The sequence below is a fragment of the Cypionkella aquatica genome (assembly GCF_030161095.1).
Taxonomy (GTDB): Bacteria; Pseudomonadota; Alphaproteobacteria; order Rhodobacterales; family Rhodobacteraceae; genus Cypionkella; species Cypionkella aquatica.
Genome location: NZ_BSPP01000004.1, coordinates 39,578 through 62,551 on the forward strand (window position 1 = coordinate 39,578; position 22,974 = coordinate 62,551).

Genomic DNA, 22,974 nt, shown 5'->3' on the forward strand with positions numbered 1-22,974 from the left:
GCCGATGAACCTGACCCCGCGAGAGCGTGAGAAACTGCTGATCTCTGTTGCCGCTATGGTCGCGCGGGGACGATTGGCGCGGGGGGTGAAGCTGAACCACCCCGAGGCGATTGCTTTGATCACCGATTTCGTCGTCGAAGGCGCGCGCGATGGCCGCACGGTGGCTGACCTCATGCAGGCGGGCGCGCATGTGATCACCGCCGAGCAATGCATGGATGGCATCCCGTCGATGATCCATTCGGTGCAGGTTGAGGCGACCTTTCCTGATGGGACAAAGCTTGTCACCGTCCACCACCCCATTCGCTAAGAGGTTCAGATGAAACGTATTCTTTCGATAGTGCCACTTCTGCTGATCCCTACGACAGCCCTCGCGCATCCGGGCCATGGCGTCGGATTTGAGGCCGGATTCCTGCACCCTTTCACCGGGGCAGATCACTTGCTGGCGATGGTCGGAGTTGGGCTTTGGGCGGCGATTCTGGGCGGGCGGGCGCGGATGGCGCTGCCCGCAACTTTCCTGACCGCGATGGCGATAGGTGGCGCATCTGCGGTGAATATCGGCCTTGGCGCAGGCGCTGTGGCGGTGGAGCCTGCCATTCTGGCCTCGGTGATCCTGCTGGGGGCCGTGGTGGCGCTGGCCCTGCGCGCGCCTTTGGGCTTGGCCGTGCCGCTGGTCGGGCTGTTCGGTCTGGCGCATGGTGCGGCGCACGGGGCCGAGATGGTTGGCAATGGCTTGGCGTTTGGCGCGGCGATGCTGACGGCGACGGCGCTGCTGCACGCTGCGGGGCTGGGCTTGGGTCTGGCGCTGAATGGAAAGATCGCCCGCGTTTTCGGTGGGGTTTCTGCACTGGCGGGCCTTGCGCTCGCGCTTGCATAGGGGGCCGCGATGATCCCCGGAGAAATCTTCCCCGCCGAAGGCACGATAGAGTTGAACGCAGGCCAGCCCAGCATCACGCTGATGGTCGCCAACACTGGTGACCGTCCGGTGCAGGTGGGCAGTCACTACCACTTTGCCGAAACCAACCCCGGCCTGAGTTTTGACCGCACCGCCGCGCGCGGCATGCGTCTGGACATCGCCGCAGGCACGGCTGTGCGGTTCGAGCCGGGGCAAAGCCGCGAAGTCCGCCTGACGCCTTATGGCGGTTTGCGCCGGGTGTTCGGCTTTAACTCTGCCGTGATGGGAGATCTGTAAATGGCCACACGCATCGCCCGCGCCGATTATGCCGCCATGTATGGGCCGACCACCGGAGATCGCATCCGGTTGGGCGACACTGATCTGATCATCGAGGTGGAACGCGATCTGACCACCTACGGCGAGGAAGTGAAGTTCGGTGGCGGCAAGGTGATCCGCGATGGCATGGGGCAATCGCAGATTCCACGCGCTGGCGGGGCGGTCGATACCGTGATCACCAATGCGCTGATCCTGGATCACTCCGGCATCTACAAGGCTGACGTCGGCCTGCGCGATGGCTTGATCCACAAGATCGGCAAGGCGGGCAACCCCGACACCCAGCCGAATGTTGATATCATCATCGGCCCGTCCACCGAGATCATCGCAGGCGAGGGCCGCATCCTGACCCCCGGCGGCATGGATGCACATATTCATTTCATTTGCCCGCAGCAGGCCGAGGATGCGCTGCACTCCGGCGTCACCACCTTGTTCGGCGGCGGCACTGGCCCGGCGCATGGCACGCTTGCCACCACCTGCACCCCCGGCCCGTGGCATATCGGGCGGATGCTGATGGCGCTGGACAGCATCCCGATGAACTTCGGGATTTCTGGCAAGGGCAATGCCAGCCAGCCCGCTGGCCTGATCGAGATGGTCAAGGCGGGCGCGTCTGCCCTGAAGCTGCACGAGGATTGGGGCACTACCCCCGCCGCCATCGACTGCTGCCTGTCGGTGGCGGATGATATGGATGTGCAGGTGATGATCCACACCGACACACTTAATGAGTCGGGCTTTGTCGAGAACACCTTGGCGGCGATCAAGGGCCGCACCATCCACGCCTTTCACACCGAGGGCGCGGGCGGCGGTCATGCCCCGGATATTCTGCGGGTGGTCGGCCACGCCAATATCATCCCGTCCTCGACCAACCCCACCATGCCCTACACCCGCAACACGGTGGAAGAGCATCTGGATATGCTGATGGTCTGCCATCATCTGGATAAATCCATCCCCGAGGATGTGGCTTTTGCTGAATCCCGCATCCGGCGTGAGACGATTGCGGCAGAAGATATCCTGCACGACATGGGGGCGCTTTCGATCCTGTCGTCGGACAGTCAGGCGATGGGGCGGATTGGCGAGGTGATCATCCGCACCTGGCAAACCGCGCATAAGATGAAAGTCCAGCGCGGTCGCCTCGCCGATGAAACCGGGCAAAACGACAATATCCGCGCCCGCCGCTATGTGGCTAAATACACGATCAACCCGGCGATCACCCATGGGGTTTCCGCGCATATCGGCAGCATCGCCGAAGGCAAACGCGCCGATCTGGTGCTGTGGAACCCGGCGTTTTTTGGGGCCAAGCCGGAAATGGTGCTGATGGGCGGCATGATTGTGGTTGCACAAATGGGCGACCCCAATGGCTCGATCCCGGTGCAGCCGATGTATTCACGGCCGATGTTCGGGGCCTTGGGCCGCGCCATGCACGCCAGTTCCGCGACCTTCGTCAGCCAAGCTGCTTTGGCCGATGATGTCGGCAGCAAATTGGGACTTGGCAAGACGGTGCTGGCGGTGAAGAACACCCGCACGATTGGCAAGGCCGACATGATCCTGAACAACGCCCGCCCCGAGATCACCGTGAATCCCGAAACCTACGAAGTCCGCGCCGATGGCGAGTTGCTGACCTGCGAGCCCGCCAGCGAACTCCCCCTCGCCCAGCGCTATTTCCTGTTCTGATGCACGCCCGTAGCCATGCAAATGCTGCAACGCAGCAATACCCAATAGGGCGTTGTTTCATCACGCATTTGCCCCCAACTTATAGCCAGGGAGGAAGCACTCCGATCATATCAGAGGTTTCCAATGACACAGACAGCAACACTGACCACAAGCCCCAGATCGCTGCGCCTCATTCTGGCAGCACCCTTTGCAGGCTTTGCAAAGAGCTTGGCGAAATTGGTCGCGGCCAATCCGCGCCTGCAACAAGCCGAGCGTCTGAGCGCCACGACCGACGCGCAGCTTGCAACCATCGGCAAGACCCGCGCCAGCGAGATTTACCGGATTTTCGGGCCGCAAATGTATATCTAAACTTTGGTGAAAACCCAAAGCAGACTGGTGGCTTTCCGCCCGCCCCCACCCCTGCGTTGCGTTGCAGCGCGGGCTATTCCGGCATAGGTTTTCGGCATTTCCGCTTAAAGGAACTGCCATGAAACACCTCGCCCTCTGCGCTTTGCTGCTGACAGCCCTGCCCGCCGCTGCCGAATGTGTCACCCCGGCAAACCTTGCCAAGGGCGTGAGCTTCACGCGCGATGACGGTCGCCAAGGTCTGATCCGCAGCGAAGATAAGCGCTTTGCCATTGATTATGCCGTGAATTCCAACACCGCTTGGGCTGACAAGCGCCAGTCGTGGCTGGGGATTTACGATGCCGAATGGACATGGGTGCCCACTGACACCTATCAGGCCGAGGGCGGCCCCGGCGGCACCTACAGCTACCGCTTCGCCACCAAACCGCCGATGCCTGCCGCTGGCACCACATGGGACACCACCGTCACCGAGCGTGGCGCGCAAGCGGTGCGCTTCAAGCTTGGCCCCGTCGCGATCTCACAACGTGACCGCACCAGCTATACCGTGAACTACCGCTTCATGGCCGAAACGGCGGCGAAAATCTCGGGCTGCACCTATCGCGTCATGCCCATCGAGGCGATTTTCAAGAACCAGACCACCGACCTCACCCGCCGCTGGATCTACTTCCCCGATCTGGGCTTTGGTCTGGAAACCCAAGTCACCGACCGCAAAGGCGCGACCAGCCGCGCGCTGGGTCTGACCTCGCTTACCCCGAAAGGCTAAACCATGCTGCCAGCCCGATCCCTTTTGCGAAATGCCTCTGTTGGCGCGATAGATCGGGTGATCCTGTCCTATGACGAACGCTTCCTGCGCCGCAAACGTCTGACTTGCGAGAGTGGCGCCAGTTTCATGGTCGATCTGGCCGAGACGATTTCGGTCGAGGATGGCGATGCCTTCCTGCTGGACGATGGCCGCAAGGTGGCGGTGGTGGCCGCCGAAGAACCCGTGGTGCGGGTAGAGGGCAATCTGCCGCGTTTGGCATGGCATATCGGCAACCGCCACACCCCCTGTCAGGTGGCCACGGGCCATCTGGTGATCCGCCGCGACCCGGTCATCGAGTCGATGTTGAAGGGCCTTGGCGCGAACCTGACCCTGCACATCGCACCCTTCCGCCCCGAAGGCGGCGCCTATGGCCACGGCCGCACCATGGGCCACGACCACGGCCCCGCAGGCCATTTCGCGCTGAACTTTGGGGGCGCGCATGGTTGATGCAACCGACCGCTTGCGGCTTGTGCAATGGCTTTCGCCCGCCTTCCCAATCGGCGCTTTCGCCTATTCGCAGGGGCTAGAGGTCGCCATAACCGACGGTGACATCAAAACTGCCACCGACCTAGAGGCTTGGATCGCCGCCATCCTGCGCCACGGATCAGGCCGCATCGACGCGATCCTGCTGGCCCATGCCCGCAAACCCGGTGCCGATCTGGCGGGCCTGACTGCCCTGATCCTCGCCCTCGCCCCCAGCGCCGAGCGGTTGACCGAACTGCAAGAACAAGGCCGCGCTTTCGCTTTGGCGATTTCAGCGATCACAGGCACCGATCACCCCGCCCGCCCCTACCCCATCGCCGTCGGTGCCGCCACCGCCGCCCTGAACGTGACCACCGCCGAAGTCCTCACCCTTTGGCTGCAGGGGCTCGCGGCCCAACTCACCTCCGCCGCCGTCCGCTTTGTGCCTTTGGGTCAAACCGATGGTCAAAAGGTGCTGGCGCGCCTTGCCCCCCGCATCACCGCCCTTGCCGCCGAATATGCCGAAGCCCCGCTCTCAGCCCTCCATTCCAGCGCCATCCGCGCCGACATCGCCGCGATGCGCCACGAAACCCTTCCCGTGCGGATTTTCCGCACATGAACGCCACACCACAGGATTTTCCACACATGACAAACCCAAACGGCCCCCTGCGCGTCGGCATCGGCGGCCCGGTCGGCGCGGGCAAAACCACGCTGACCGAACATCTCTGCCGCGCTTTGGCCAACCGCTGCTCGATGGCCGCGATCACCAATGACATCTACACCCGCGAAGACGCCGACTACCTGACCCGCGCCCAAGTCTTGCCCGCCGCCCGCATCCGTGGGGTGGAAACTGGCGGCTGCCCGCACACCGCGATCCGCGAGGATGCCAGCATCAACCTCGCCGCCATCGCCGATCTGCGAGCGAACTTCCCCGATCTGGACCTGATCCTGATCGAATCCGGCGGCGATAACCTTGCCGCCACCTTCAGCCCCGAACTCGCCGACATCACCATCTACGTCATCGACACTGCCGCAGGCCAAGACATCCCGCGCAAACGCGGCCCCGGCGTGACGCGCTCTGATCTGCTGGTCGTCAACAAAACCGACCTCGCGCCCTATGTTGGCGTCGATCTTGCCCTGCTGGAGTCCGACACCAAAACCGCCCGGCAGCACCGCCCCTATGTGTTGGCACAGTTGCGCAACGGCAAAGGCATCGAACAAGTGGTGGCATTTTTGGAACGCGAAGGCGGGCTGGTGCTGAGCTGACACCCGCGCCCCGCCGCGCCGGACTTGATCCGGGGCGGCGGGGCGTGATCAGATGCCCCGGATCAAGTCCGGGGCGGCTTGGGGATTGCTTTCAACGCCCCGGCACCATCCGCGACAGCACCGCATCCATCGCCTGATCCCAAGCCAGCAGCGCCCCCCGGCTGTCCAAAATGCCCACCAACTGTTCGGTAATCCCACCCGGAGTCGTCACCCCCACCGCGATTGCGTCCAGCCCCAGATCAGACTGCAACAACACCTCGGCATTGCCGCGCAAAGTCTCGGCCACCAAGGCGCGCGCCATCCCGGGCTCCAAGCCTTGCCGCTCATACCAGCGCACCAGATGCCGCAGGAAATAGATCGACGCCCCGGACATCGCGCCAAACACCGCCGCCGTCTCGAACGCCTCTGCCTCGGCAAAGCAATGCACCGGGCCAAGCAGCGCCAAAAATGCCTGCCATTCCACATCGCCGGGATAAAGCAAACTTGGCCCTGCCGAGAACGCATTGGCAAACCCCGGCATCATCGCGCAAAACGCCTGCGCCGGGGCCACCGCCGCCCGCAGCGGCGCAATCAAAGCCCCCGCCATTGCCGAACACACCGATTGACCATCGCGAAACCGCAATCCCTGCAACACCGACAGCCCCTCTGCCGCTGGCAGGCAGACCAGCACCAGATCGCACTGATCGACCACCGCCTGATTGCTTTCCGCCACCGCACAGCGATAGGTTTCGGCCAGTCGCGCCGCCTTTGCGCCCGAGCGCGGGCTCAGCACAAACTCCACCGCGGCAGGATCTGCCCGACTGGCACCTTGCACCAGATATTCCGCCAGATGCCCGACGCCAAGGAGACCGATCTTCACGGCATCTCCTCCAACACCTGCGCAATCGCCACGCCCGTCGCCGCAATATCCGCCTCGGTATGCACCACCGACGACAGCGAGTGCAAAGTGGCAGACGGGTTCATGTAAATCCCCTTGTCCATCAGCCGCAGCGCGAAATCGCGGAACTTCGCCCGATCCACATGGCCGCAGAAATCGCGGTAGTCCGTCACCTCATCCAGATCGGTGAAGAAAATCTGGAACATCGAATTCACCCCCTGCACCACGATCTTGTGCCGGTTGGAGTGTTTGGCGACCTTGCGCACCTCATCCGCCATTGCCTTGCCAAGGTTTTTGATGCGCCGGAACCCGGCCTGATCATCGGCCAGCATCGTCTGCAACATCACCTTGGTCACATGCAACGCCAGCCGCCCGGCATTATGGGTGCCAAAGTGCAAAACCTTGCCCCACTCCAGCCCCGCCATCACATCAGCCCGCCCGCCGATCATCGCCATAGGCAAACCGCCCCCCAAAGCCTTGCCATAAGTGACAATATCGGGGGTCAGCCCGTACAACTCGGCACAGCCCCCCGCCGCCAGACGGAAGCCCGTCACCGTTTCATCCAGATAGAACAGCGCGCCATACTGCTGGCACAGCTCTTGCATCCGCATCAGATAGCCCGGCGCGGGCGGGATCACCCCCATGTTTGACATCACCCCTTCGGTGACAACACAGGCCGCTTGCGCCCCGTGCAGCGCCATCACCCGCTCCAGCGCTTCCACATCATTCCAGCGGCAAACGATGGTATCCGCCTGCGCCTCTGGTGGGATACCTGACGAGTCACAAATACGAATAGGATCATTCGGATGCCCCAAAGCCGCAATCGGCATCGGGTTGGTGTTCAGCAGGATATTGTCGGCCCAGCCGTGATAATGCCCCTCAAACTTGATGATCTTGCGCCGCCCGGTATGGCCGCGCGCAAGGCGAAACGCCGCCATACAGGCCTCGGTCCCGGTGTTGGCAAAACGCACCTTGTCAACATGCGGCAGCATGCCGACAAGGATCTCGGCCACCTCCACCTCAACCTCCAGCGCTGTGGCGAAATGACTGCCGCGCAGGATTTCGCGGCTGACCACCTCGACAATCGCCGGATGCGCATGGCCCAAAGGCAGCGCGCCAAATGCCATCATCCAATCAATATATTCCCGGCCATCGACATCATACAGCCGCGCCCCCGCACCATGGCTCATATAGCGCGGGGCCCCGCCAAAGGTCGCAGGCCCCCGCGACGCCGAGGATACCCCCTCGACCAAAACTTTCATCCCGCGCTCGAACAGGCTTTGCGATGTATTGGCCATATCTATCTCTCCAGATTTTTGCGCAACTATCGCGCCGCAGACAGGGATAAATCAACACCACCAGCGACGGCGGACGCGCCGCATTTGAGTATTTAAGAAAGAGCAAATCCCAGAACGCAGCACGCTTTCTTGTCGTTGCTCTTTTGGAAATACTCCGGGGTCCGGGGCTGGCCCCGGCGGCCTCAAGCGGGCGCAAAGGTTAACAATGTGTTACTGACACCATGCTAACCCATTGATTTCATATACATCCGGTCCCTGTCCACGCGTGGACATCTTACGGCATCACCTCAAACCGGTCCACGTCCACCATGCCATGATCGGTGATTTTCAGATGCGGGATCACTGGCAGGCACAGGAAAGCCAGCTGCAAAAACGGCTCTTCCAGCGTCACCCCCAACGATGCCGCCGCCGCCCGCAGCGCCACCAGATCCGCCCGCACGTCCTCAAAGCTTTTCAGGCTCATCAGCCCCGCCACAGGCAGCGCCAGTTCAGCCAGCACGCGGCCATTTTCAACCACCACAAAGCCGCCCTCAATCTCACCCAAACGCTGCACCGCCAGCGCCATATCGCCATAATCCGCCCCCACCACCGCGATATTGTGGTGATCGTGGCAGACCGTCGATCCAATCGCGCCCCGTTGCAGACCAAAGCCTTTCACGAAACCAGTGGCGCGGTTCCCATTCACCCCGTGGCGTTCAATCACCGCGATTTTCACCAGATCGCGGGCAATATCGGGCCGCTTGTCGCCATCTTCGGGGGCAATCTGATAGGTCAAATGTTCGGTGATGATCTTGCCGGGCAATATCCCGATCACCGGGGTTTCCACCCGATTGCCGCCGGTGCGGAAGTGGTGCGGCTCGATCTTGGGGGCCTTGACCGAGTGGCGGGCAACAGGCGCAATCTCTTGCCGCCCCGCAAACGCCGCCTCATTGATCTCAACGCCCCCGGTAAACACGCGCGCCACACGGCAGCTTTCCAGACTGTCGATCACCGCAATATCGGCGCGTTTGCCGGGCGCGATCAGGCCACGATCTTTCAACCCGAACGCCTCGGCTGCAGACAGGCTGGCCGCGCGATAGACCGCCAAAGGCGGCGCGCCCAAAGTAATTGCGGTGCGGATCAGGTAATCCATATGGCCATGCTCGGCAATATCAAGGGGGTTGCGATCATCGGTGCAGAAGCACAGATAGGGCGCGTGCCGCTCGGTCAGCAGGCCAACCAGCGCATGCAGATCCTTGGAAACCGAGCCTTCCCGGATCAGCACCCGCATGCCCTTGCGCAGCTTTTCCAAACCCTCGTCATACGAGGTCGCCTCGTGCTCGGTCCTGATCCCAGCCGCGATATAGCCGTTCAGATCGCGGCCCCGCAACAACGGCGCATGGCCGTCGATATGCCTGCCCTGAAACGCCTCTAGCTTGGCCATGCAGCCGGGGTCTTTGAACAGAACACCGGGGTAGTTCATGAATTCTGCCAGCCCGATCACCCGCGGATGATCCATCAGCGGCACCAGATCGGCAGCCTCCAGCCGCGCCCCGGTCGTCTCCATATGGGTCGAGGGCACGCAGGACGACAGGTTGACGCGAATATCCATCAGAGTGCGCGCAGAAGCTTCAAGGAAATAGGTGATCCCGGTCAGCCCGCAAACATTGGCGATCTCATGCGGATCGCAAATCGCCGTGGTCACGCCATGCGGCGACACGCAGCGGTCAAACTCAAAGGGCGTCACAAGACTGGATTCGATGTGCAGATGGGTGTCGATAAACCCCGGAACCAGCACTTGGCCCGAGACATCAATCTCAACCCGGCCCGCGTAGTCGCCAAACACGCCCACAATGGTATCGCCGCAGATCGCCACATCTGACGCTACCAACTCGCCGCTGATCAAGTCATAGACAAGGCCACCTTTCAGCACGATATCGGCGGGCGCGACGCCTCGGCCCTGATCAATTCTGTCGGCAAGCGCTGCTTTCGGCATGGTAATCCCCTTTCGGATAGGGAAGCTTAAGCCACAGGCTTCGTCCAGTGCCGATTTGCCGATATGCCAAAACCCGAGGCTGCCATGACCCAACCCGCCCCACCGCCAAGCCGCCCTTTGCATGGTATCGCACTGAAACTTGGCTCGGTGCTGGTGTTCATCGTGATGTCGTCGTTGATCAAGGTGACCGCCCAGCATGTGCCGCCGGGGCAAACCGTGTTCTTTCGGTCGTTCTTTGCGATGCCGGTGATCGTGGCCTGGCTGGCGATGCGGCATGAACTGGCCACCGGCTTTCGCGCGCATAATCTGTTTGGCCATTTCTGGCGCGGGCTGATGGGGACGATGGCGATGGGGCTTGGCTTTGCCGGGCTGGCCTATCTGCCGCTGCCCGAGGTGACGGCCATCGGCTATGCCTCCCCCCTGTTGGTGGTGGTGTTCGCGGCGATGTTTCTGGGCGAGGATGTCCGGCTGTTTCGCATCGCCTCGGTGGCTTTGGGGCTGACCGGGGTGATGGTGGTTTTGTCGCCGCGGCTGACGATGGTGTCGGGCGATGCGGCCTCTACGCGCGAGGCTTTTGGCGCGATGCTGGTGTTGTGCGGCGCGTTTTGCGCGGCTTTGGCGCAGGTGTTTGTGCGCAAGCTGGTGCAGAACGAAAAGACCGCCGCGATCGTGTTTTACTTCTCACTGTCGTCATCCCTGCTGGCGCTGCTGACAATTCCGTTCGGCTGGGTGATGCCAACGCCGTTGGAGTCGGCGCTGCTGATTTCTTGCGGGCTTTTGGGCGGGGTCGGGCAGATCTTGCTGACATCCAGCTACCGCGAGGCGGATGCATCGCTGGTGGCACCGTTTGATTATGCCTCGATGCTGTTCGCGCTGCTGATCGGCTATTTCGCCTTTGACGAGGTGCCAACGCAGACCATGCTGCTGGGCGCGGGGCTGGTGATCTTCGCCGGAATTCTGATCATCTGGCGCGAGCGTAAACTGGGGCTGGAACGCGCCAAGGGCCGCAAGGCGATGACGCCGCAGGGATGAGGCTCTGTTTCGAGCCGAAAGAAAACTCTGCGGGGCAGAGTTTTCCGGTTCGTCGCGCGTAAGGCCGCAGGCCGTCGTGCAAGGGGAGTTGCCACGCAAACCATCGCCTGCCAATCTGGCCGCGCCTGACTGGGCTGGCGCAATCGCGCCTGCCTCAGGGCAGGCAGGCGCGGCCAGATTTGTCTGCGGCCAATTCTGGCAAGACAAAAAGCGTCGTGATTAATGTCCGCTCAACCCCAGCGGATATTCAAATCAGCCGCCCGACTGTTCTGAGTTACCCGGCGGATATTCGGCATGTCATTGCTGTCGATCCACGCCCGCGCTTCGGCAGGGGTCTTGCCGTAATGCGCCCAGCGGGCTTGCAGGCGGCGGTCGAGTTCATGCTCGGCCACGTCGATCCACACCGTCAGATCGAACAGCGGGGCGGCTTCGGGCCACGGCGCTTCGTTCAGCAACAAATAGTTGCCTTCGACCACCAGCAGACGATCCGCCGCCGTGACGATATCCGCGCCGGCGCGGCTGATTTCCAGATCGCGGTCGAACAGCGGGATCGCCACTTCATCCTCTACCCGCAACCGCCGCAGCAAATGGAAAAAGCCCTGCGCATCAAAGGTATCGGGGGCACCCTTGCGATCTCGGGCCCCACGCGCAAGCAAAACGGCATCGTCATAATGAAAGCCATCCATCGGCACGGCCTTGGCACCCTGCCCCAAGGCCGCCACCAGCTCTGCCGCCAAAGTCGATTTCCCCGCACCCGGCGGGCCAGCAAGGGCGGTCAAAAACCGCCCCTGCCCTTGGGCCTTGGCCCGGATCACCTCTGCCAGTTCTGCCGGAGTCATGCCTGTTCGGTCACGCCTTCGGGCAGCTTTGCCCCGGTCATGAACGCCACCGCATCAGACATCGAATAGTCCTTCGGGCTGATCTCGCACAGCCGTCGCCCCAGACGGTGGATGTGGATACGGTCCGCCACCTCGAACACATGCGGCATGTTGTGGCTGATCAAGATGATCGGAATGCCGCGCGCCCGCACGTCGCGGATCAACTCCAACACCCGGCGGCTTTCCTTGACGCCCAGTGCAGCCGTCGGCTCATCCAGGATCACGACTTTCGAGCCAAACGCCGCCGCACGCGCCACCGCCACGCCCTGACGCTGACCACCGGACAGGGTTTCCACCGCCTGATGGATGTTCTGAATCGTCATCAGCCCCAGTTCAGACAGCTTGTCACGGGCGAATTTCTCCATCCGGGGGCGGTCCATCTGGCGGAACACCGATCCCATGATGCCGGGCTTGCGCCATTCGCGGCCCAGAAACATGTTGTCGGCAATCGACAGCGCCGGCGACATCGCAAGGTTCTGATACACGGTCTCGATGCCTTCGGCGCGCGCATCCTCTGGCCCACGGAAATGCACCGGGCGGCCATCCAGCTCAATCGTGCCGTGGTCCGGGGTGACGGCCCCCGACAAAGCCTTGATCAGGGTCGATTTGCCCGCGCCGTTGTCACCGATCACGGCGACAATCTCGCCCGCGTTCAGATCAAAGTCGGCCCCGTTCATGGCGACAACCGTGCCATAGCGCTTCATCAGCCCGCGTGCGCGCAGGATAGGAGTTCCAGTCGTCATTGCGAAGCCCTCCGCAGCCATTGATCCAAAGCAACGGCGATGATCACAAGGCAACCTGCCGCGAACATCTGCCAGTAGTCATCGACGCCCGCAAGCGACAGGCCAGTGTTGAACACGCCCACAATGAACGCCCCCAGAACCGAGCCGATGATCGAGCCACGCCCGCCGAACAACGAGGTGCCGCCAATCACCACAGCGGTGATCGAGCCCAGATTTACCGTCTCAAACGCGATGGGCGAGATGGAGCCCACCCGGCCAATCGCAATCCACGCCGCAAAGCCGCAGATCAGACCAGCCGCAGCATAGACCGAAATCAGGGTGCGGTTGACGTTGATACCCGACAGCATCGCAGCATCCTGATCATCGCCGATGGCATGAACATGACGCCCCCAAGCGGTGTGGTTCAACACATACCACAGCACCGCAGCCAGCAGGATCAACGTGATACCGCCGTAGGAAATCGACGCCCCGCTGACGTTGAACCCATTGCCGAACCACAAAAGCCCCGGTGCGGATTTTTCAATATCGACGTTGCGGATCGATTCAGACTGCGAATACCACAGCTTCAACGCATTGAAGATCGACAAAGTGCCAAGCGTCACGATGAACGGCGGCAGCTTGACCTTTGCCACCAGCACGCCATTCACAAAGCCCATCAAGGCACCAAAGAACAGGCCGATCAGCACTGCGATTGCCACCGGCAGCCCCGAGACCACCGCCATGTTGCCCATGATCAGCGAACAGACCACAAGGATCGCGCCTACCGACAGATCAATGCCAGCCGTCAGGATGATCAAGGTCTGCGCCAAGGCAACAAAACCCGTGACCGTCACCTGTTTCAGCACGATGGACAGCGCACCCACACCCAGAAAACGCGGCGCGATGATGCTGAAACCGATCACCGAAACCAGCAGCACAAGCGCCGGGATCATGGTGGGATAGTTGCGCAGATAGCCGCGCAGCATTGGAATGAAAGATCTGTCGTCCCGCTCGAAGGCCGCGACAGCCGTATCGGCTTTGGTCAGCGTCGCCTCGTAGTCCGAGATGGTTTTGGTCGGTTTATCTGTGCTCATCGCTTCGGCTTCCCCTCCGGTGATGATCTCCGAAACCTGCTGACAGGTTTCGCTTAAGAAGAGGGGCGACTGTAAAGCCGCCCCGCTTTTAATCAACTTATATCAGCCGATGTGGCTTAGCCCCAGCACAGCTCGGTGCCTTTGGTGCTGTCGATCGACTCGACACCTTCAACCGGCTTGTCGGTGACAAGGTTCACGCCGGTGTTGAAGAAGGTCAGCCCGTCGGTCGCCGCCGGTTTGGTGCCGTCTTTGGCGAAAGCCACGATAGCCTCAATGCCTTTCGACGCCATCAACAGCGGGTATTGCTGCGAGGTCGCGCCAATCGTGCCAGCCTTGACCGAAGCGATGCCCGGGCAGCCGCCGTCAACCGAAACGATGATCGCCTGGTTTTCTTTGCCAGCGTTTTTCAGCGCTTGATAAGCGCCTTCAGCGGTCGGCTCGTTGATGGTGTAGACCACGTTGATATCCGGGTCTTTCGCCAGCAGGGTTTCCATGCCGCGCAGACCGCCCTCGGGGCTTGCATCGGTCGATTCGTGGCCGATGACGCGCGGATCGGTTTCCGACGCCAGCACGGTCAGATCCGGCACTTCAACGCCAAAGCCCTGCAAGAAGCCGGTGTCGCGCTGCACGTCAACCGACACGTTGTCTTTGTTGATGTCGAGCATGGCGATCTTGGCGGTTGCCGCGCCTTCGCCCATCGTGGCTTTGGCCCACTGACCGATCAGGATACCGGCTTGAAAGTTGTCGGTCGCAAAGGTCATGTCTTGCGCATCGGCATCACCCAAAGCGGTGTCCAAAGCAATCACCAGCACGCCAGCCGCGCGGGCGTCTTTCAGTGCCGGACCAACCGAGTCGTTCGATGCGGTGATCAGGATACCTTTGGCACCAGCCGCCACGCAGTTTTCAATCGCGTTGATCTGGGTTGCCGAGTCGCCGTCTTTTTCGCCAGCAAACGCTTGGAAATCAAGGCCAGCGTCCGCAGCGGCTTTCTCAGCGCCTTCTTTCATCTTCACGAAGAAGGGGTTGGTGTTGTTCTTGGTGATCAGGCAAGCCAGATCAGCCGCAGATGCCGAACCCGCGATCAGCGCGATGGCAGCAGCACCCAGCAAAGCTTTGGTGTTGAATTTCATTGGTCGTCCTCCCAAGGATTTCGGGGTTTATTCCCCTGTCGCAAACAGTCGCCAAGAGCCTCTCCTGCCCGGCGATGGCGCTAGATGGCCTGATTCCCCCCCCTGCGTCAAGATAAATAAATCAGAGTGATTTATTATTGACAGAGCCGCTGACAGGCCGCAGTCTCGCGACCAAGAGCGGGATAAATACCCGTGGAATCGCTTGGGAGGCGGCCTTGTTATGTTGATCGGAATTTCTCCTCTGTTGGGGCCGGAACTGCTGCACACATTGCGCGCGATGGGGCACGGCGACGAGATCGCTTTGGTCGATGGCAACTACCCGGCGGCGGAACATGCGCGCCGGCTGATCCGCGCCGATGGTATCCTGCTGATGCCAATGCTGCGCGCGATGCTGAAAATTCTGCCGGTCGAGGCCGGCTTCCGCGCCAGCCTGCACAATGATGCCGCCCAGCGCGGCGTGATCCATCAGGCGGTCGATGATCTGTGCCACACCTGCGGGCAGAAATTCACCATGACACCGCTGAATGGCGATCAGCTTTACCCGCGCATCAAATCCGCCTACGCGATTGTTGCCACCTCTGAAGCCGAGTTTTTCGCCAACGTCATCCTGCGCAAGGCAGCCTTGCCTCCCTCTGTTACAGAATAGGGTCCAAAATGCCCTCGGGCGCTGACATCCTCTCTGACCGCACCAGCGACGATTTAGGTCTGCGTGGCTCCAATCAATCGGGGATGCGCGACCATAATGAACGCTTGGTGTTGTCCTTGGTGCGCCAGCAGGGCGGGCTTGCGAAATCCGATATTGCGCGGATCACCGGGCTGTCGGCGCAAACCGTGTCGGTGATCATGCGCGCGCTGGAACAAGACGGGCTGTTGCTGCGCGGCGAGCCTTTGCGTGGCCGCATCGGCCAGCCCTCGGTGCCGATGTTTCTGAACCCCGAGGGCGCTTTCTTCGTGGGGCTGAAGATCGGGCGACGCTCGGCTGATCTGACTTTGGTGGATTTCATGGGCCGGGTGCGCGCCAGCAAACGTCTGGTCTACCGCTATCCCGCGCCCAGCGCCGTGGTCGATTTCGTCGCCCAAAGCCTGCCCGAGATCATCGCGACCCTGTCGCCGCCCGAACGCGCCCGCGTCAGCGGCATGGGCGTGGCGATGCCATTTCAGCTATGGTCATGGGTGCAACTGATCGGTGCGCCCAAAGCAGATATGGAGGCGTGGCGGCACGTCGATATTCAGGCAGAGCTTGCCGCTGTCACCCGCCTGCCGGTCTATGTGCAAAACGACGCCACCTCGGCTTGCGGGGCCGAGTTGGTGTTCGGCACCGGGGATCGCCCGAAAGATTTCATGTATTTCTACTTCGGCTATTTTGTCGGCGGTGGCTTGGTGCTGAACGGTCAGCTTTTCCTTGGCCGATCCGGCAATGCCGCAGGCGTCGGCCCGATGCCGGTGCCGGGCCGCGATGGCAAGATGGATCGCCTGATTTCGGCGGCCTCGATGTCCACGCTTGCCGCCGCGATGGAGGCCGCAGGCGAATCCTCGGATCATCTGTTCCAGCAACATGAACATTGGAACGTCTCGCCGCAGATCCTGTCCGATTGGTTGGATCAGGCCGCAAACGGTCTGGCTTGGGCCGCCCTGACCGCCGCCTCGTTGCTAGAGATCGAGGCCGTGATGATCGACGGCTGGATGCCCACCGAGATCCGGGCTGAGATCACCCGCCGCACCCATGCCGCTTTGCATGCGCTGGATCTTGATGGCATCGACCCGCCCGCGATCCGCGAAGGCAGTCTCGGCGCGCAGGCCCGCGCCTTGGGCGCAGCCGCGATCCCACTGTCACAGCGCTACCTGATCGACCAAAACGCCGCAGGCCGCGAAAGCTGATCCAGCCCCAAACCGCAGGCTGTTGCGACATTGATTCGGCAAACACGGTTAACCGCGAAATCCTGCTGCAAAACGTGACACAGCTATGGCCGCTTTCCAGATCAAAAATGGCCGCTTTCTGGGTCATTAACCTTCGCTTAATCTGCCAATTAACAATGCGTTCTCAAGCTGTTAGCGTATAGCTGCAAGCCATCCCCAAAATAACCCTGTCACACCCACAAGACCGCCTGTCACCCTCCACCGCCGCAAACCCCAAACCTTCAAAAACACCCCTCCTCTCTGCACAAATATCCCACGGGGAACGGCCAGATTTGCCCTGCCAAAATCAGGCCTCGGCGGTGTGAAACCCCCATGCAACCGCACGACCAAAGCACGGCCTTCCCGCTTTAGCCTTGATCCCCAATTCAAAATCCCTATCTTTGAACCCGCAGACATCCTGCGTCCAGCGCCCATCTCGCTACGCAAATATCGCATAAGTCCAAGGGCTTGGCATTTTCTAACCTGATAGCGGCCTCATCCCCGCCATCGCCCGAACCGACACCAAGCGGCCCGCCGCACCAACGCCGAAGGGCAAAACATGTCACTCGCGTTGATCGCAAGCCTGCCCTTCGTCGCAGCCCTGACCCCGGCGCTGACCCAGCGCTTTGGCCGCAAGATAGCCACCCTGATCGTCGCGGCCTTCACCGCATCAGCCTTGGCCCTGATCCTACAACACCTGCCCGCGATCATGGCCGGAGAGGTCGTCACCACCCAGATCAACTGGCTGCCAAATCTGGGGCTGAACGCCAACTTCCGCCTTGACGGCCTGACCCTGCTGTTCGCCCTTCTGATCCTTGGCATTGGCCTTCTGATCCAGACTTACGCCTGCTTTTATCTCGATAAATCCGAGCCTTACGCCCGCTTCCTGATATACCTCATGCTGTTCCAAGGGGCGATGTTGGGCATCATCCTGTCCGATAATATCCTGCTTTTGCTGGTGTTCTGGGAGCTGACCTCGCTCTCATCTTTCCTGCTGATCGGGTTCTGGAGCCACCTGCCCCAAGCCCGGCAAGGTGCCAGAATGGCGCTGGCCACCACAGGCGCAGGCGGCCTTGCAATGATCGCGGGCATGATGATTTTGGGCGATATTGCAGACAGTTACGACATCTCAACCATCCTCACCCAGAAAGCCGCGATCCAAGCCAGCCCGCTCTACCTGCCCGCTCTCATCCTGATCCTGCTGGGCGCTTTCACCAAATCCGCGCAATTCCCGTTTCATTTCTGGCTGCCCCACGCCATGGCCGCCCCCACCCCGGTCTCGGCCTATCTGCACTCGGCAACGATGGTAAAAGCCGGGCTTTTCCTGCTTGCGCGGCTGTGGCCGGTGCTGTCGGGCACGCCGGAGTGGTTCTGGATCGTCACCAGCGCAGGGCTGATCACCATGGCTTTTGCCGCCAAAGTGGCCCTGTTCAAGGATGATCTCAAAGCAATCCTTGCCTATTCCACCGTCAGCCATCTGGGCCTGATCACCTTCCTTTTCGGCCTTGGAACGAAGGCCGCAGCCACCGCCGCGATCTTCCATATCCTCTGCCACGCCACGTTCAAAGCGGCCCTGTTCATGCTGGCAGGCATCGTTGATCATGCGACCCATACGCGCGATATCAAACACTTAGGCGGATTGCGCCGCGCCATGCCTATCACCTTTGCGCTGGCAAGCATCACCAGTTTGTCGATGGCAGGCATCCCGCCGCTGAACGGGTTTTTGTCGAAAGAGATGATGCTGGAAGAAGCCGCCCATAGCGCGCCGTGGATCATTCCGCTTCTGGCCACCCTTGCGGCCCTGCTGTCGGTTGCCTATTCGCTGCGGTTCCTAAGCTACACATTCCTTGGCGCCGCCCCCGCCTATGCCCATGCGCCGCACGACCCCGGCCCCGGCCTGTGGGCACCGCCTGCGCTGCTTGCCGCATTGGTGGTGGCGATCGGACTTGCGCCGATGCCAATGGCCGCTTGGCTGGTCGATGCCGCCGCGTCTGCGACCACAGCCCAGCCAGTTCACGCCCATATCGCGCTGTGGCATGGCCTGACATCCCCTGCGCTGTGGATGTCGCTGGCGGCGGTGGGTGGCGGTCTTGCCGCGCTCGGTCTTTACCCTGCATTGCGCCGGATCTGGGATGCCTCCCCGAAACCGCAAGCCAAACCGATCTTTGACAACTGCCTGAGTGCGCTGACAAAAATCGCGCAGGGTATCACCGCTGTCCATAATGGCAGCCTGTCGCGCGGCTTTGTGCTTGCGCTGCTGAGCGTGCTTGGCCTTGGGCTTTATGCCTTTCAAACCGCCCCTCACCTGCCCGGCAGCCGTGCCCTGACCCCCATCGCCCTTGCCCCCGCCACAGGCTTTGCCCTGTTGATGGCCGCAACACTTGCCGCCACGATCCTGCACCGCCAACGTCTGCTGGCGCTGCTGCTGGTCGGCATTGTCGGTCTGATCCTGTCAGCAAGTTTTGCTTATCTTTCTGCCCCCGACCTTGCCCTGACTCAGATCACGGTCGAGGTGGTGACCGTCGCCCTGATGCTGCTTTGCCTGAACTTCCTGCCGAAAACCTCGCCACGCGAAACCGTCGCGCTGCGCAAAATCCGAGACGGCGCCATTGCCGCAAGTCTGGGGATCGCCACCGCAGCGCTGGCCTATGCGCTGATGCTGCGCGATGCGGTTTTCCCGCCGATCTCGGCCTTTCATCTGGCGCAATCGCTGCCGGGTGCGGGGGGACATAATGCGGTCAACACCATCATTGTCGATTTCCGCGGCTATGACACCTATGGCGAGATTATCGTGCTGGGCATCGCCGCGCTGTTGATCTTTGCGCTGACCGAAAGTCTGCTGGCCAGCAAATGGGCGGTCGGCCCCGATCATGTGACTGGCGATGCCGGCGACCCGCATCCGATCATGTTGCAAACCGCCACCCGGCTGATCCTGCCGATGGCGATGCTGGTCGGCACCTATCTCTTTTTGCGCGGTCACAACGCGCCGGGTGGCGGCTTTGTCGCCGGGTTGGTGTTCGCCATCGGTCTGGTGATGCAATATATCGCCAGCGGGCAGGACTGGGCAGCCGCCCGCCGCCGCATCCCTTTTCATGCGATGATTGGCGCGGGCGTGCTGATCGCCAGCGCCACTGGGATCGGATCTTTCATCGCGGGCCGCCCCTTCCTGACCTCAAACTACACCCATGTCCACTTGCCGCCATTTGAGGATTTTGAGCTTGCCACCGCCGCCTTGTTCGATCTTGGCGTGTTCCTCTGCGTGTTTGGTGCGGTAATGCTGGCACTGGATGCGCTGGCCCGGTTGGCCAAATCCAATGCCCAAGCCCAGCGCACGGAGACCACCTGATGGAGGTTTTGATCGCCATTGCCATCGGCACTCTGACCGCTTGCGGCATCTATCTGATGCTGCGCGCCCGCACATTCCCGGTGATCTTGGGATTGTCACTGCTGTCTTACGCGGTGAACCTGTTCATCTTCATCTCGAGCCGGATCAGGCTAAACGCAGCCCCCTTGATCACCGAGGGCGGCCAGTATTCCGACCCGTTGCCGCAAGCCTTGGTGCTGACCGCCATCGTGATATCCTTTGGCATGACGGCGGTGTTGGTGATCATGGCGCTGGGCGGCTATCTGACCTCTGGCCACGACCGGATTGATACCGAAGATCAGCACGCGGATCGGCCCGAAGACCCGATTGCCCGCCAGATCGGGGATCAGCCATGAGCCAGCTGCTGATCCTTCCCGTAGTCTTGCCCGCCGTGCTTGCCGGGGTGATTATTCTGTTTGCGGGCAAAACATTGGCGGTGCAGCGCGGCATCTCGGTGCTGGGCACTTTGGCGCTGCTGGCTTTGGCAATCACCCTGATCCAGGCCCCGACCCAAGCCTATTTCCTTGGCAATTGGCCCGCACCATTCGGCATCGTTCTGATGTTGGACGGGTTGTCGGCGCTGATGCTGCTGCTGACTGCAAGCCTTGCGCTGATCATCCTGATCCACACGATCCGCACCGGATGGGACGCCAAGGGCCGCCACTTTCACGCGCTTTATCTGTTCCAGTTGATGGGGCTGAACGGCGCTTTCCTGACCGGCGACGCCTTCAACCTGTTCGTCTTCTTCGAGGTGCTGCTGATCGCCTCATACGGGCTGATGGTGCATGGCGGCGGGCAGGCCCGCATCCGCGTCGGGGTGCAATATGTGGCGTTCAACCTGCTGGGATCGACTCTGTTCCTGTTCGCGCTGGCGACGATTTACAGCACCACGGGCACGCTGAACATGGCCGACCTTGCGCTGAAATTGCCGCAAATTCCCGCCGAGGATAGCGCGCTGATCCGCGTGGCAGCGGTGCTGCTGATGCTGGTTTTTGCGATCAAGGCAGCGCTCGTGCCCCTGCAATTCTGGCTGCCCGGCACCTATGCCAACGCCCCCGGCCCGGTCGCGGCATTGTTCGCAGTGATGACCAAAGTGGGGGCCTATGCTCTGATCCGCTTTGGCACATTGGTGTTCCCGACCGACCTGCCCGCCACCACCACCCTGCTCGCCAACCTGATCTATCCGGCAGCGCTTGCCACCATCGCGGTCGGCGCGTTTGGCACGCTTGCCAGCCGCAACCTGCCGCGCCAGATCGCCTTTGCCGCCATCGGGTCGATGGGCACGCTGCTGCTGGCTGTGTCGGCCTTTACCCCACCTGCAACCAGCGCGGCGCTTTACTACCTGATCCACTCCACCCTCGCCACGGCGGCGCTGTTCCTGATCTCGGACCTTGCCCGCACCCGCCGCGACGGGCTAACTGCGGCCCTGTTCATGATCGCCGTCATCGCCATGGCTGGGATGCCACCCCTTTCAGGTTTTGTCGGCAAGCTGCTGATCTTAGATGCCCTGCGCACCGATCCGCTGGCTTGGGCCGCAATCCTGCTGGCATCGTTGCTGACGATGATCGGCTTTGCCCGCGCAGGCTCTGATCTGTTCTGGAAATCGCCCGATACCGAGGCCCCCGCCCAAAGCCAAGCCGCAGTGCTTTTGTGCCTGACCGCGCTGATTGCCCTGACCCTTGCCGCTGGCCCCGTCACAACCGCGCTGGATCAGACCGCACAAGCACTGCACAACCCAACCGCCTATATTGCGGCAAACCAGCTTGGAGGCCGATGATGCGCCATCTGTTTCCGCATCCGATGCTGTCTGCGACGCTGCTGCTGGCGTGGCTGCTGCTGGCGGGCAGCCTGTCGCTGAACTCTGTGCTGATGGCCGCCATGCTCGCCATGCTGATTCCGCTGCTCACCCGCGCCTATTGGCCAAATCGCCCGCAGATCCGCCATCCGTTGCGGATGGTCAGCTATCTGGCATTGGTGCTTTGGGATGTCATCATCGCCAACATTCAGGTCGCCCGCATCATCTTGTTCATGCCCGCCGCCCAGATCAAATCTGCATGGATCACTGTTCCGGTAGATCTGCCCTGCCCCGAAGCGCTGACCCTGCTGGCAGGCACCATCACCCTGACCCCCGGCACCCTGACGGCCGAGTTTTCCGCCGATAACAAGGCATTGCTGATCCACGCTCTGCATGCCCCCGACCCCGACGCCACCCGCGATGAGATCAAATCCCGCTACGAAAGCCGCTTGCAAAGGATATTCCGCTGATGCTGAGCTATGCGCTGACCTTCGCCATTGCCTGCTTTGCGATGGCTTTGATCCTCAACCTGATCCGGCTTGCCACCGCCCCGACCAAGCCCGACCGCATCCTGACCATTGATACAATGGTGATCAACGTCATCGCCTTGATCGTGCTTTATGGCGTGCAAACCCAGTCTTCGGTCAACCTTGATGCCGCGCTTTTGCTGGCGATGACCGGGTTCATCTCGACAATCGCCTTCTGCAAATTCCTACTGCGCGGAGGTATCATCGAATGAGCCTTGGCATTGAAATCCTGATCTCGGCCCTGCTGGTGATTGGCGGCAGCTTCGGGTTGATCGGCAGCCTTGGCCTGCTGAAACTGCCCGAACCGATGCAGCGCCTGCACGCGCCCACCAAAGCCACGACCGTGGGCGTCGGCGCATCGCTGATCGCAGCCGCGCTGACCTTGGCTTGGCAAACCGGAGAGGCCAGCTGGCAAAGCGTGATGATCGCGGTGTTTCTGTTTTTGACCTCGCCACTGTCTGGCCTGATGCTGGCGAAAGCCCACCGCCACCTGTCGCGTCCTGCCGTGCCACCGACGGGAACCGAGGCACCTTGGGCCGGCGATACGCCACCAAAAGCCTGATCCGGGGCTGGTATCATCTTGGCATGGTTTCGGTCCGATGCGCCACCGCCACG

The 22,974-nt window shown here is 61.6% G+C and carries 25 protein-coding genes; 18 read left to right on the forward strand and 7 right to left on the reverse strand.

The genetic code is table 11. The annotated features are described in order from the left end of the window. Positions 1 to 4 precede the first annotated feature (4 nt). The 9 genes from QQJ98_RS03760 to ureG all read left to right on the forward strand — a co-directional run bounded on the left by QQJ98_RS03760 (position 5) and on the right by ureG (position 5,771). Complete coding sequence (locus tag QQJ98_RS03760) at positions 5 to 307, forward strand: urease subunit gamma (protein WP_284323991.1); 303 nt, start codon at positions 5 to 7, stop codon at positions 305 to 307. Positions 308 to 316: 9 nt separating this feature from the next. Further along, positions 317 to 874 (forward strand): HupE/UreJ family protein, encoded by a 558-nt coding sequence (locus QQJ98_RS03765; RefSeq protein WP_284323992.1) that lies wholly within the window; start codon positions 317 to 319, stop codon positions 872 to 874. A gap of 9 nt (positions 875 to 883) precedes the next feature. Beyond that, the gene (locus QQJ98_RS03770) at positions 884 to 1,189 is read left to right on the forward strand and encodes an urease subunit beta (protein WP_284323993.1); all 306 of its coding nucleotides are present in this window, start codon (positions 884 to 886) and stop codon (positions 1,187 to 1,189) included. Beyond that, positions 1,190 to 2,896 (forward strand): urease subunit alpha, encoded by a 1,707-nt coding sequence (gene ureC, locus QQJ98_RS03775; protein ID WP_284323994.1) that lies wholly within the window; start codon positions 1,190 to 1,192, stop codon positions 2,894 to 2,896. It abuts the gene before it with no gap. A 123-nt stretch (positions 2,897 to 3,019) separates the two neighbouring features. Then, positions 3,020 to 3,244 carry a DUF1127 domain-containing protein gene (locus QQJ98_RS03780; protein WP_284323995.1) on the forward strand — a complete coding sequence of 75 codons (225 nt, stop codon included), beginning with the start codon at positions 3,020 to 3,022 and terminating at the stop codon, positions 3,242 to 3,244. Positions 3,245 to 3,362: 118 nt separating this feature from the next. Beyond that, positions 3,363 to 4,004, forward strand: a complete 642-nt coding sequence (locus tag QQJ98_RS03785) for a hypothetical protein (RefSeq protein WP_284323996.1) — start codon at positions 3,363 to 3,365, stop codon at positions 4,002 to 4,004. 3 nt (positions 4,005 to 4,007) lie between these two features. After that, on the forward strand, positions 4,008 to 4,490 hold the full coding sequence (locus tag QQJ98_RS03790) for an urease accessory protein UreE (protein WP_284323997.1): 483 nt from the start codon (positions 4,008 to 4,010) through the stop codon (positions 4,488 to 4,490). Next, the gene (locus QQJ98_RS03795) at positions 4,483 to 5,124 is read left to right on the forward strand and encodes an urease accessory protein UreF (protein ID WP_284323998.1); all 642 of its coding nucleotides are present in this window, start codon (positions 4,483 to 4,485) and stop codon (positions 5,122 to 5,124) included. The genes QQJ98_RS03790 and QQJ98_RS03795 overlap by 8 nt, the downstream gene beginning before the upstream one ends. A gap of 26 nt (positions 5,125 to 5,150) precedes the next feature. After that, the gene (gene ureG, locus QQJ98_RS03800) at positions 5,151 to 5,771 is read left to right on the forward strand and encodes an urease accessory protein UreG (RefSeq protein ID WP_284323999.1); all 621 of its coding nucleotides are present in this window, start codon (positions 5,151 to 5,153) and stop codon (positions 5,769 to 5,771) included. A 91-nt stretch (positions 5,772 to 5,862) separates the two neighbouring features. Here the strand turns inward: ureG and QQJ98_RS03805 are convergent, their stop codons facing one another. From QQJ98_RS03805 to ade, 3 genes are all read right to left on the reverse strand, one after another. After that, entirely contained in the window at positions 5,863 to 6,630 is a 768-nt protein-coding gene (locus QQJ98_RS03805; RefSeq protein ID WP_284324000.1) for a pyrroline-5-carboxylate reductase dimerization domain-containing protein, read from the reverse strand. After that, positions 6,627 to 7,946: an aspartate aminotransferase family protein gene (locus QQJ98_RS03810; RefSeq protein WP_284324001.1), complete on the reverse strand. Its 1,320-nt coding sequence runs from the start codon at positions 7,944 to 7,946 to the stop codon at positions 6,627 to 6,629. The genes QQJ98_RS03805 and QQJ98_RS03810 overlap by 4 nt, the downstream gene beginning before the upstream one ends. Before the next feature lie 274 nt (positions 7,947 to 8,220). Next, positions 8,221 to 9,921: an adenine deaminase gene (gene ade / locus QQJ98_RS03815; RefSeq protein ID WP_284324002.1), complete on the reverse strand. Its 1,701-nt coding sequence runs from the start codon at positions 9,919 to 9,921 to the stop codon at positions 8,221 to 8,223. Between the two features lie 84 nt (positions 9,922 to 10,005). Here ade and QQJ98_RS03820 point away from each other — a divergent pair, with 84 nt between their 5' ends. Continuing rightward, positions 10,006 to 10,953 (forward strand): DMT family transporter, encoded by a 948-nt coding sequence (locus tag QQJ98_RS03820; protein WP_284324003.1) that lies wholly within the window; start codon positions 10,006 to 10,008, stop codon positions 10,951 to 10,953. Between the two features lie 230 nt (positions 10,954 to 11,183). On the opposite strand, the gene QQJ98_RS03825 is transcribed toward QQJ98_RS03820, so the two are convergent. From QQJ98_RS03825 to QQJ98_RS03840, 4 genes are all read right to left on the reverse strand, one after another. Then, positions 11,184 to 11,792: a nucleoside triphosphate hydrolase gene (locus QQJ98_RS03825; protein WP_284324004.1), complete on the reverse strand. Its 609-nt coding sequence runs from the start codon at positions 11,790 to 11,792 to the stop codon at positions 11,184 to 11,186. Beyond that, positions 11,789 to 12,574, reverse strand: coding sequence for an ATP-binding cassette domain-containing protein (locus QQJ98_RS03830; RefSeq protein ID WP_284324005.1), 786 nt, complete (start codon positions 12,572 to 12,574; stop codon positions 11,789 to 11,791). Before QQJ98_RS03830 ends, QQJ98_RS03825 begins: the two co-directional genes overlap by 4 nt. Beyond that, positions 12,571 to 13,647: an ABC transporter permease gene (locus QQJ98_RS03835; protein WP_284324006.1), complete on the reverse strand. Its 1,077-nt coding sequence runs from the start codon at positions 13,645 to 13,647 to the stop codon at positions 12,571 to 12,573. Before QQJ98_RS03835 ends, QQJ98_RS03830 begins: the two co-directional genes overlap by 4 nt. 116 nt (positions 13,648 to 13,763) lie before the next feature. After that, positions 13,764 to 14,777 (reverse strand): substrate-binding domain-containing protein, encoded by a 1,014-nt coding sequence (locus QQJ98_RS03840; protein ID WP_284324007.1) that lies wholly within the window; start codon positions 14,775 to 14,777, stop codon positions 13,764 to 13,766. Positions 14,778 to 14,997: 220 nt separating this feature from the next. Between QQJ98_RS03840 and QQJ98_RS03845 the strand changes: the two genes are divergently transcribed. From QQJ98_RS03845 to QQJ98_RS03880, 8 genes are all read left to right on the forward strand, one after another. Next, positions 14,998 to 15,423: an RbsD/FucU family protein gene (locus QQJ98_RS03845; protein WP_284324008.1), complete on the forward strand. Its 426-nt coding sequence runs from the start codon at positions 14,998 to 15,000 to the stop codon at positions 15,421 to 15,423. A gap of 8 nt (positions 15,424 to 15,431) precedes the next feature. Continuing rightward, a complete protein-coding gene (locus QQJ98_RS03850) occupies positions 15,432 to 16,655 on the forward strand; it encodes an ROK family transcriptional regulator (RefSeq protein WP_284324009.1) in 1,224 nt (407 codons plus the stop codon). 577 nt (positions 16,656 to 17,232) lie between these two features. Then, entirely contained in the window at positions 17,233 to 20,019 is a 2,787-nt protein-coding gene (locus tag QQJ98_RS03855) for a monovalent cation/H+ antiporter subunit A (protein ID WP_284324010.1), read from the forward strand. Next, complete coding sequence (locus QQJ98_RS03860) at positions 20,019 to 20,393, forward strand: Na+/H+ antiporter subunit C (RefSeq protein ID WP_284324011.1); 375 nt, start codon at positions 20,019 to 20,021, stop codon at positions 20,391 to 20,393. The genes QQJ98_RS03855 and QQJ98_RS03860 overlap by 1 nt, the downstream gene beginning before the upstream one ends. Beyond that, a complete protein-coding gene (locus QQJ98_RS03865) occupies positions 20,390 to 21,814 on the forward strand; it encodes a monovalent cation/H+ antiporter subunit D (protein WP_284324012.1) in 1,425 nt (474 codons plus the stop codon). The genes QQJ98_RS03860 and QQJ98_RS03865 overlap by 4 nt, the downstream gene beginning before the upstream one ends. Continuing rightward, entirely contained in the window at positions 21,811 to 22,302 is a 492-nt protein-coding gene (locus tag QQJ98_RS03870; protein ID WP_284324013.1) for a Na+/H+ antiporter subunit E, read from the forward strand. Before QQJ98_RS03865 ends, QQJ98_RS03870 begins: the two co-directional genes overlap by 4 nt. Further along, positions 22,302 to 22,571, forward strand: coding sequence for a K+/H+ antiporter subunit F (locus QQJ98_RS03875; RefSeq protein ID WP_284324014.1), 270 nt, complete (start codon positions 22,302 to 22,304; stop codon positions 22,569 to 22,571). Before QQJ98_RS03870 ends, QQJ98_RS03875 begins: the two co-directional genes overlap by 1 nt. After that, complete coding sequence (locus tag QQJ98_RS03880; protein ID WP_284324015.1) at positions 22,568 to 22,921, forward strand: Na+/H+ antiporter subunit G; 354 nt, start codon at positions 22,568 to 22,570, stop codon at positions 22,919 to 22,921. Before QQJ98_RS03875 ends, QQJ98_RS03880 begins: the two co-directional genes overlap by 4 nt. Positions 22,922 to 22,974: the final 53 nt, after the last annotated feature.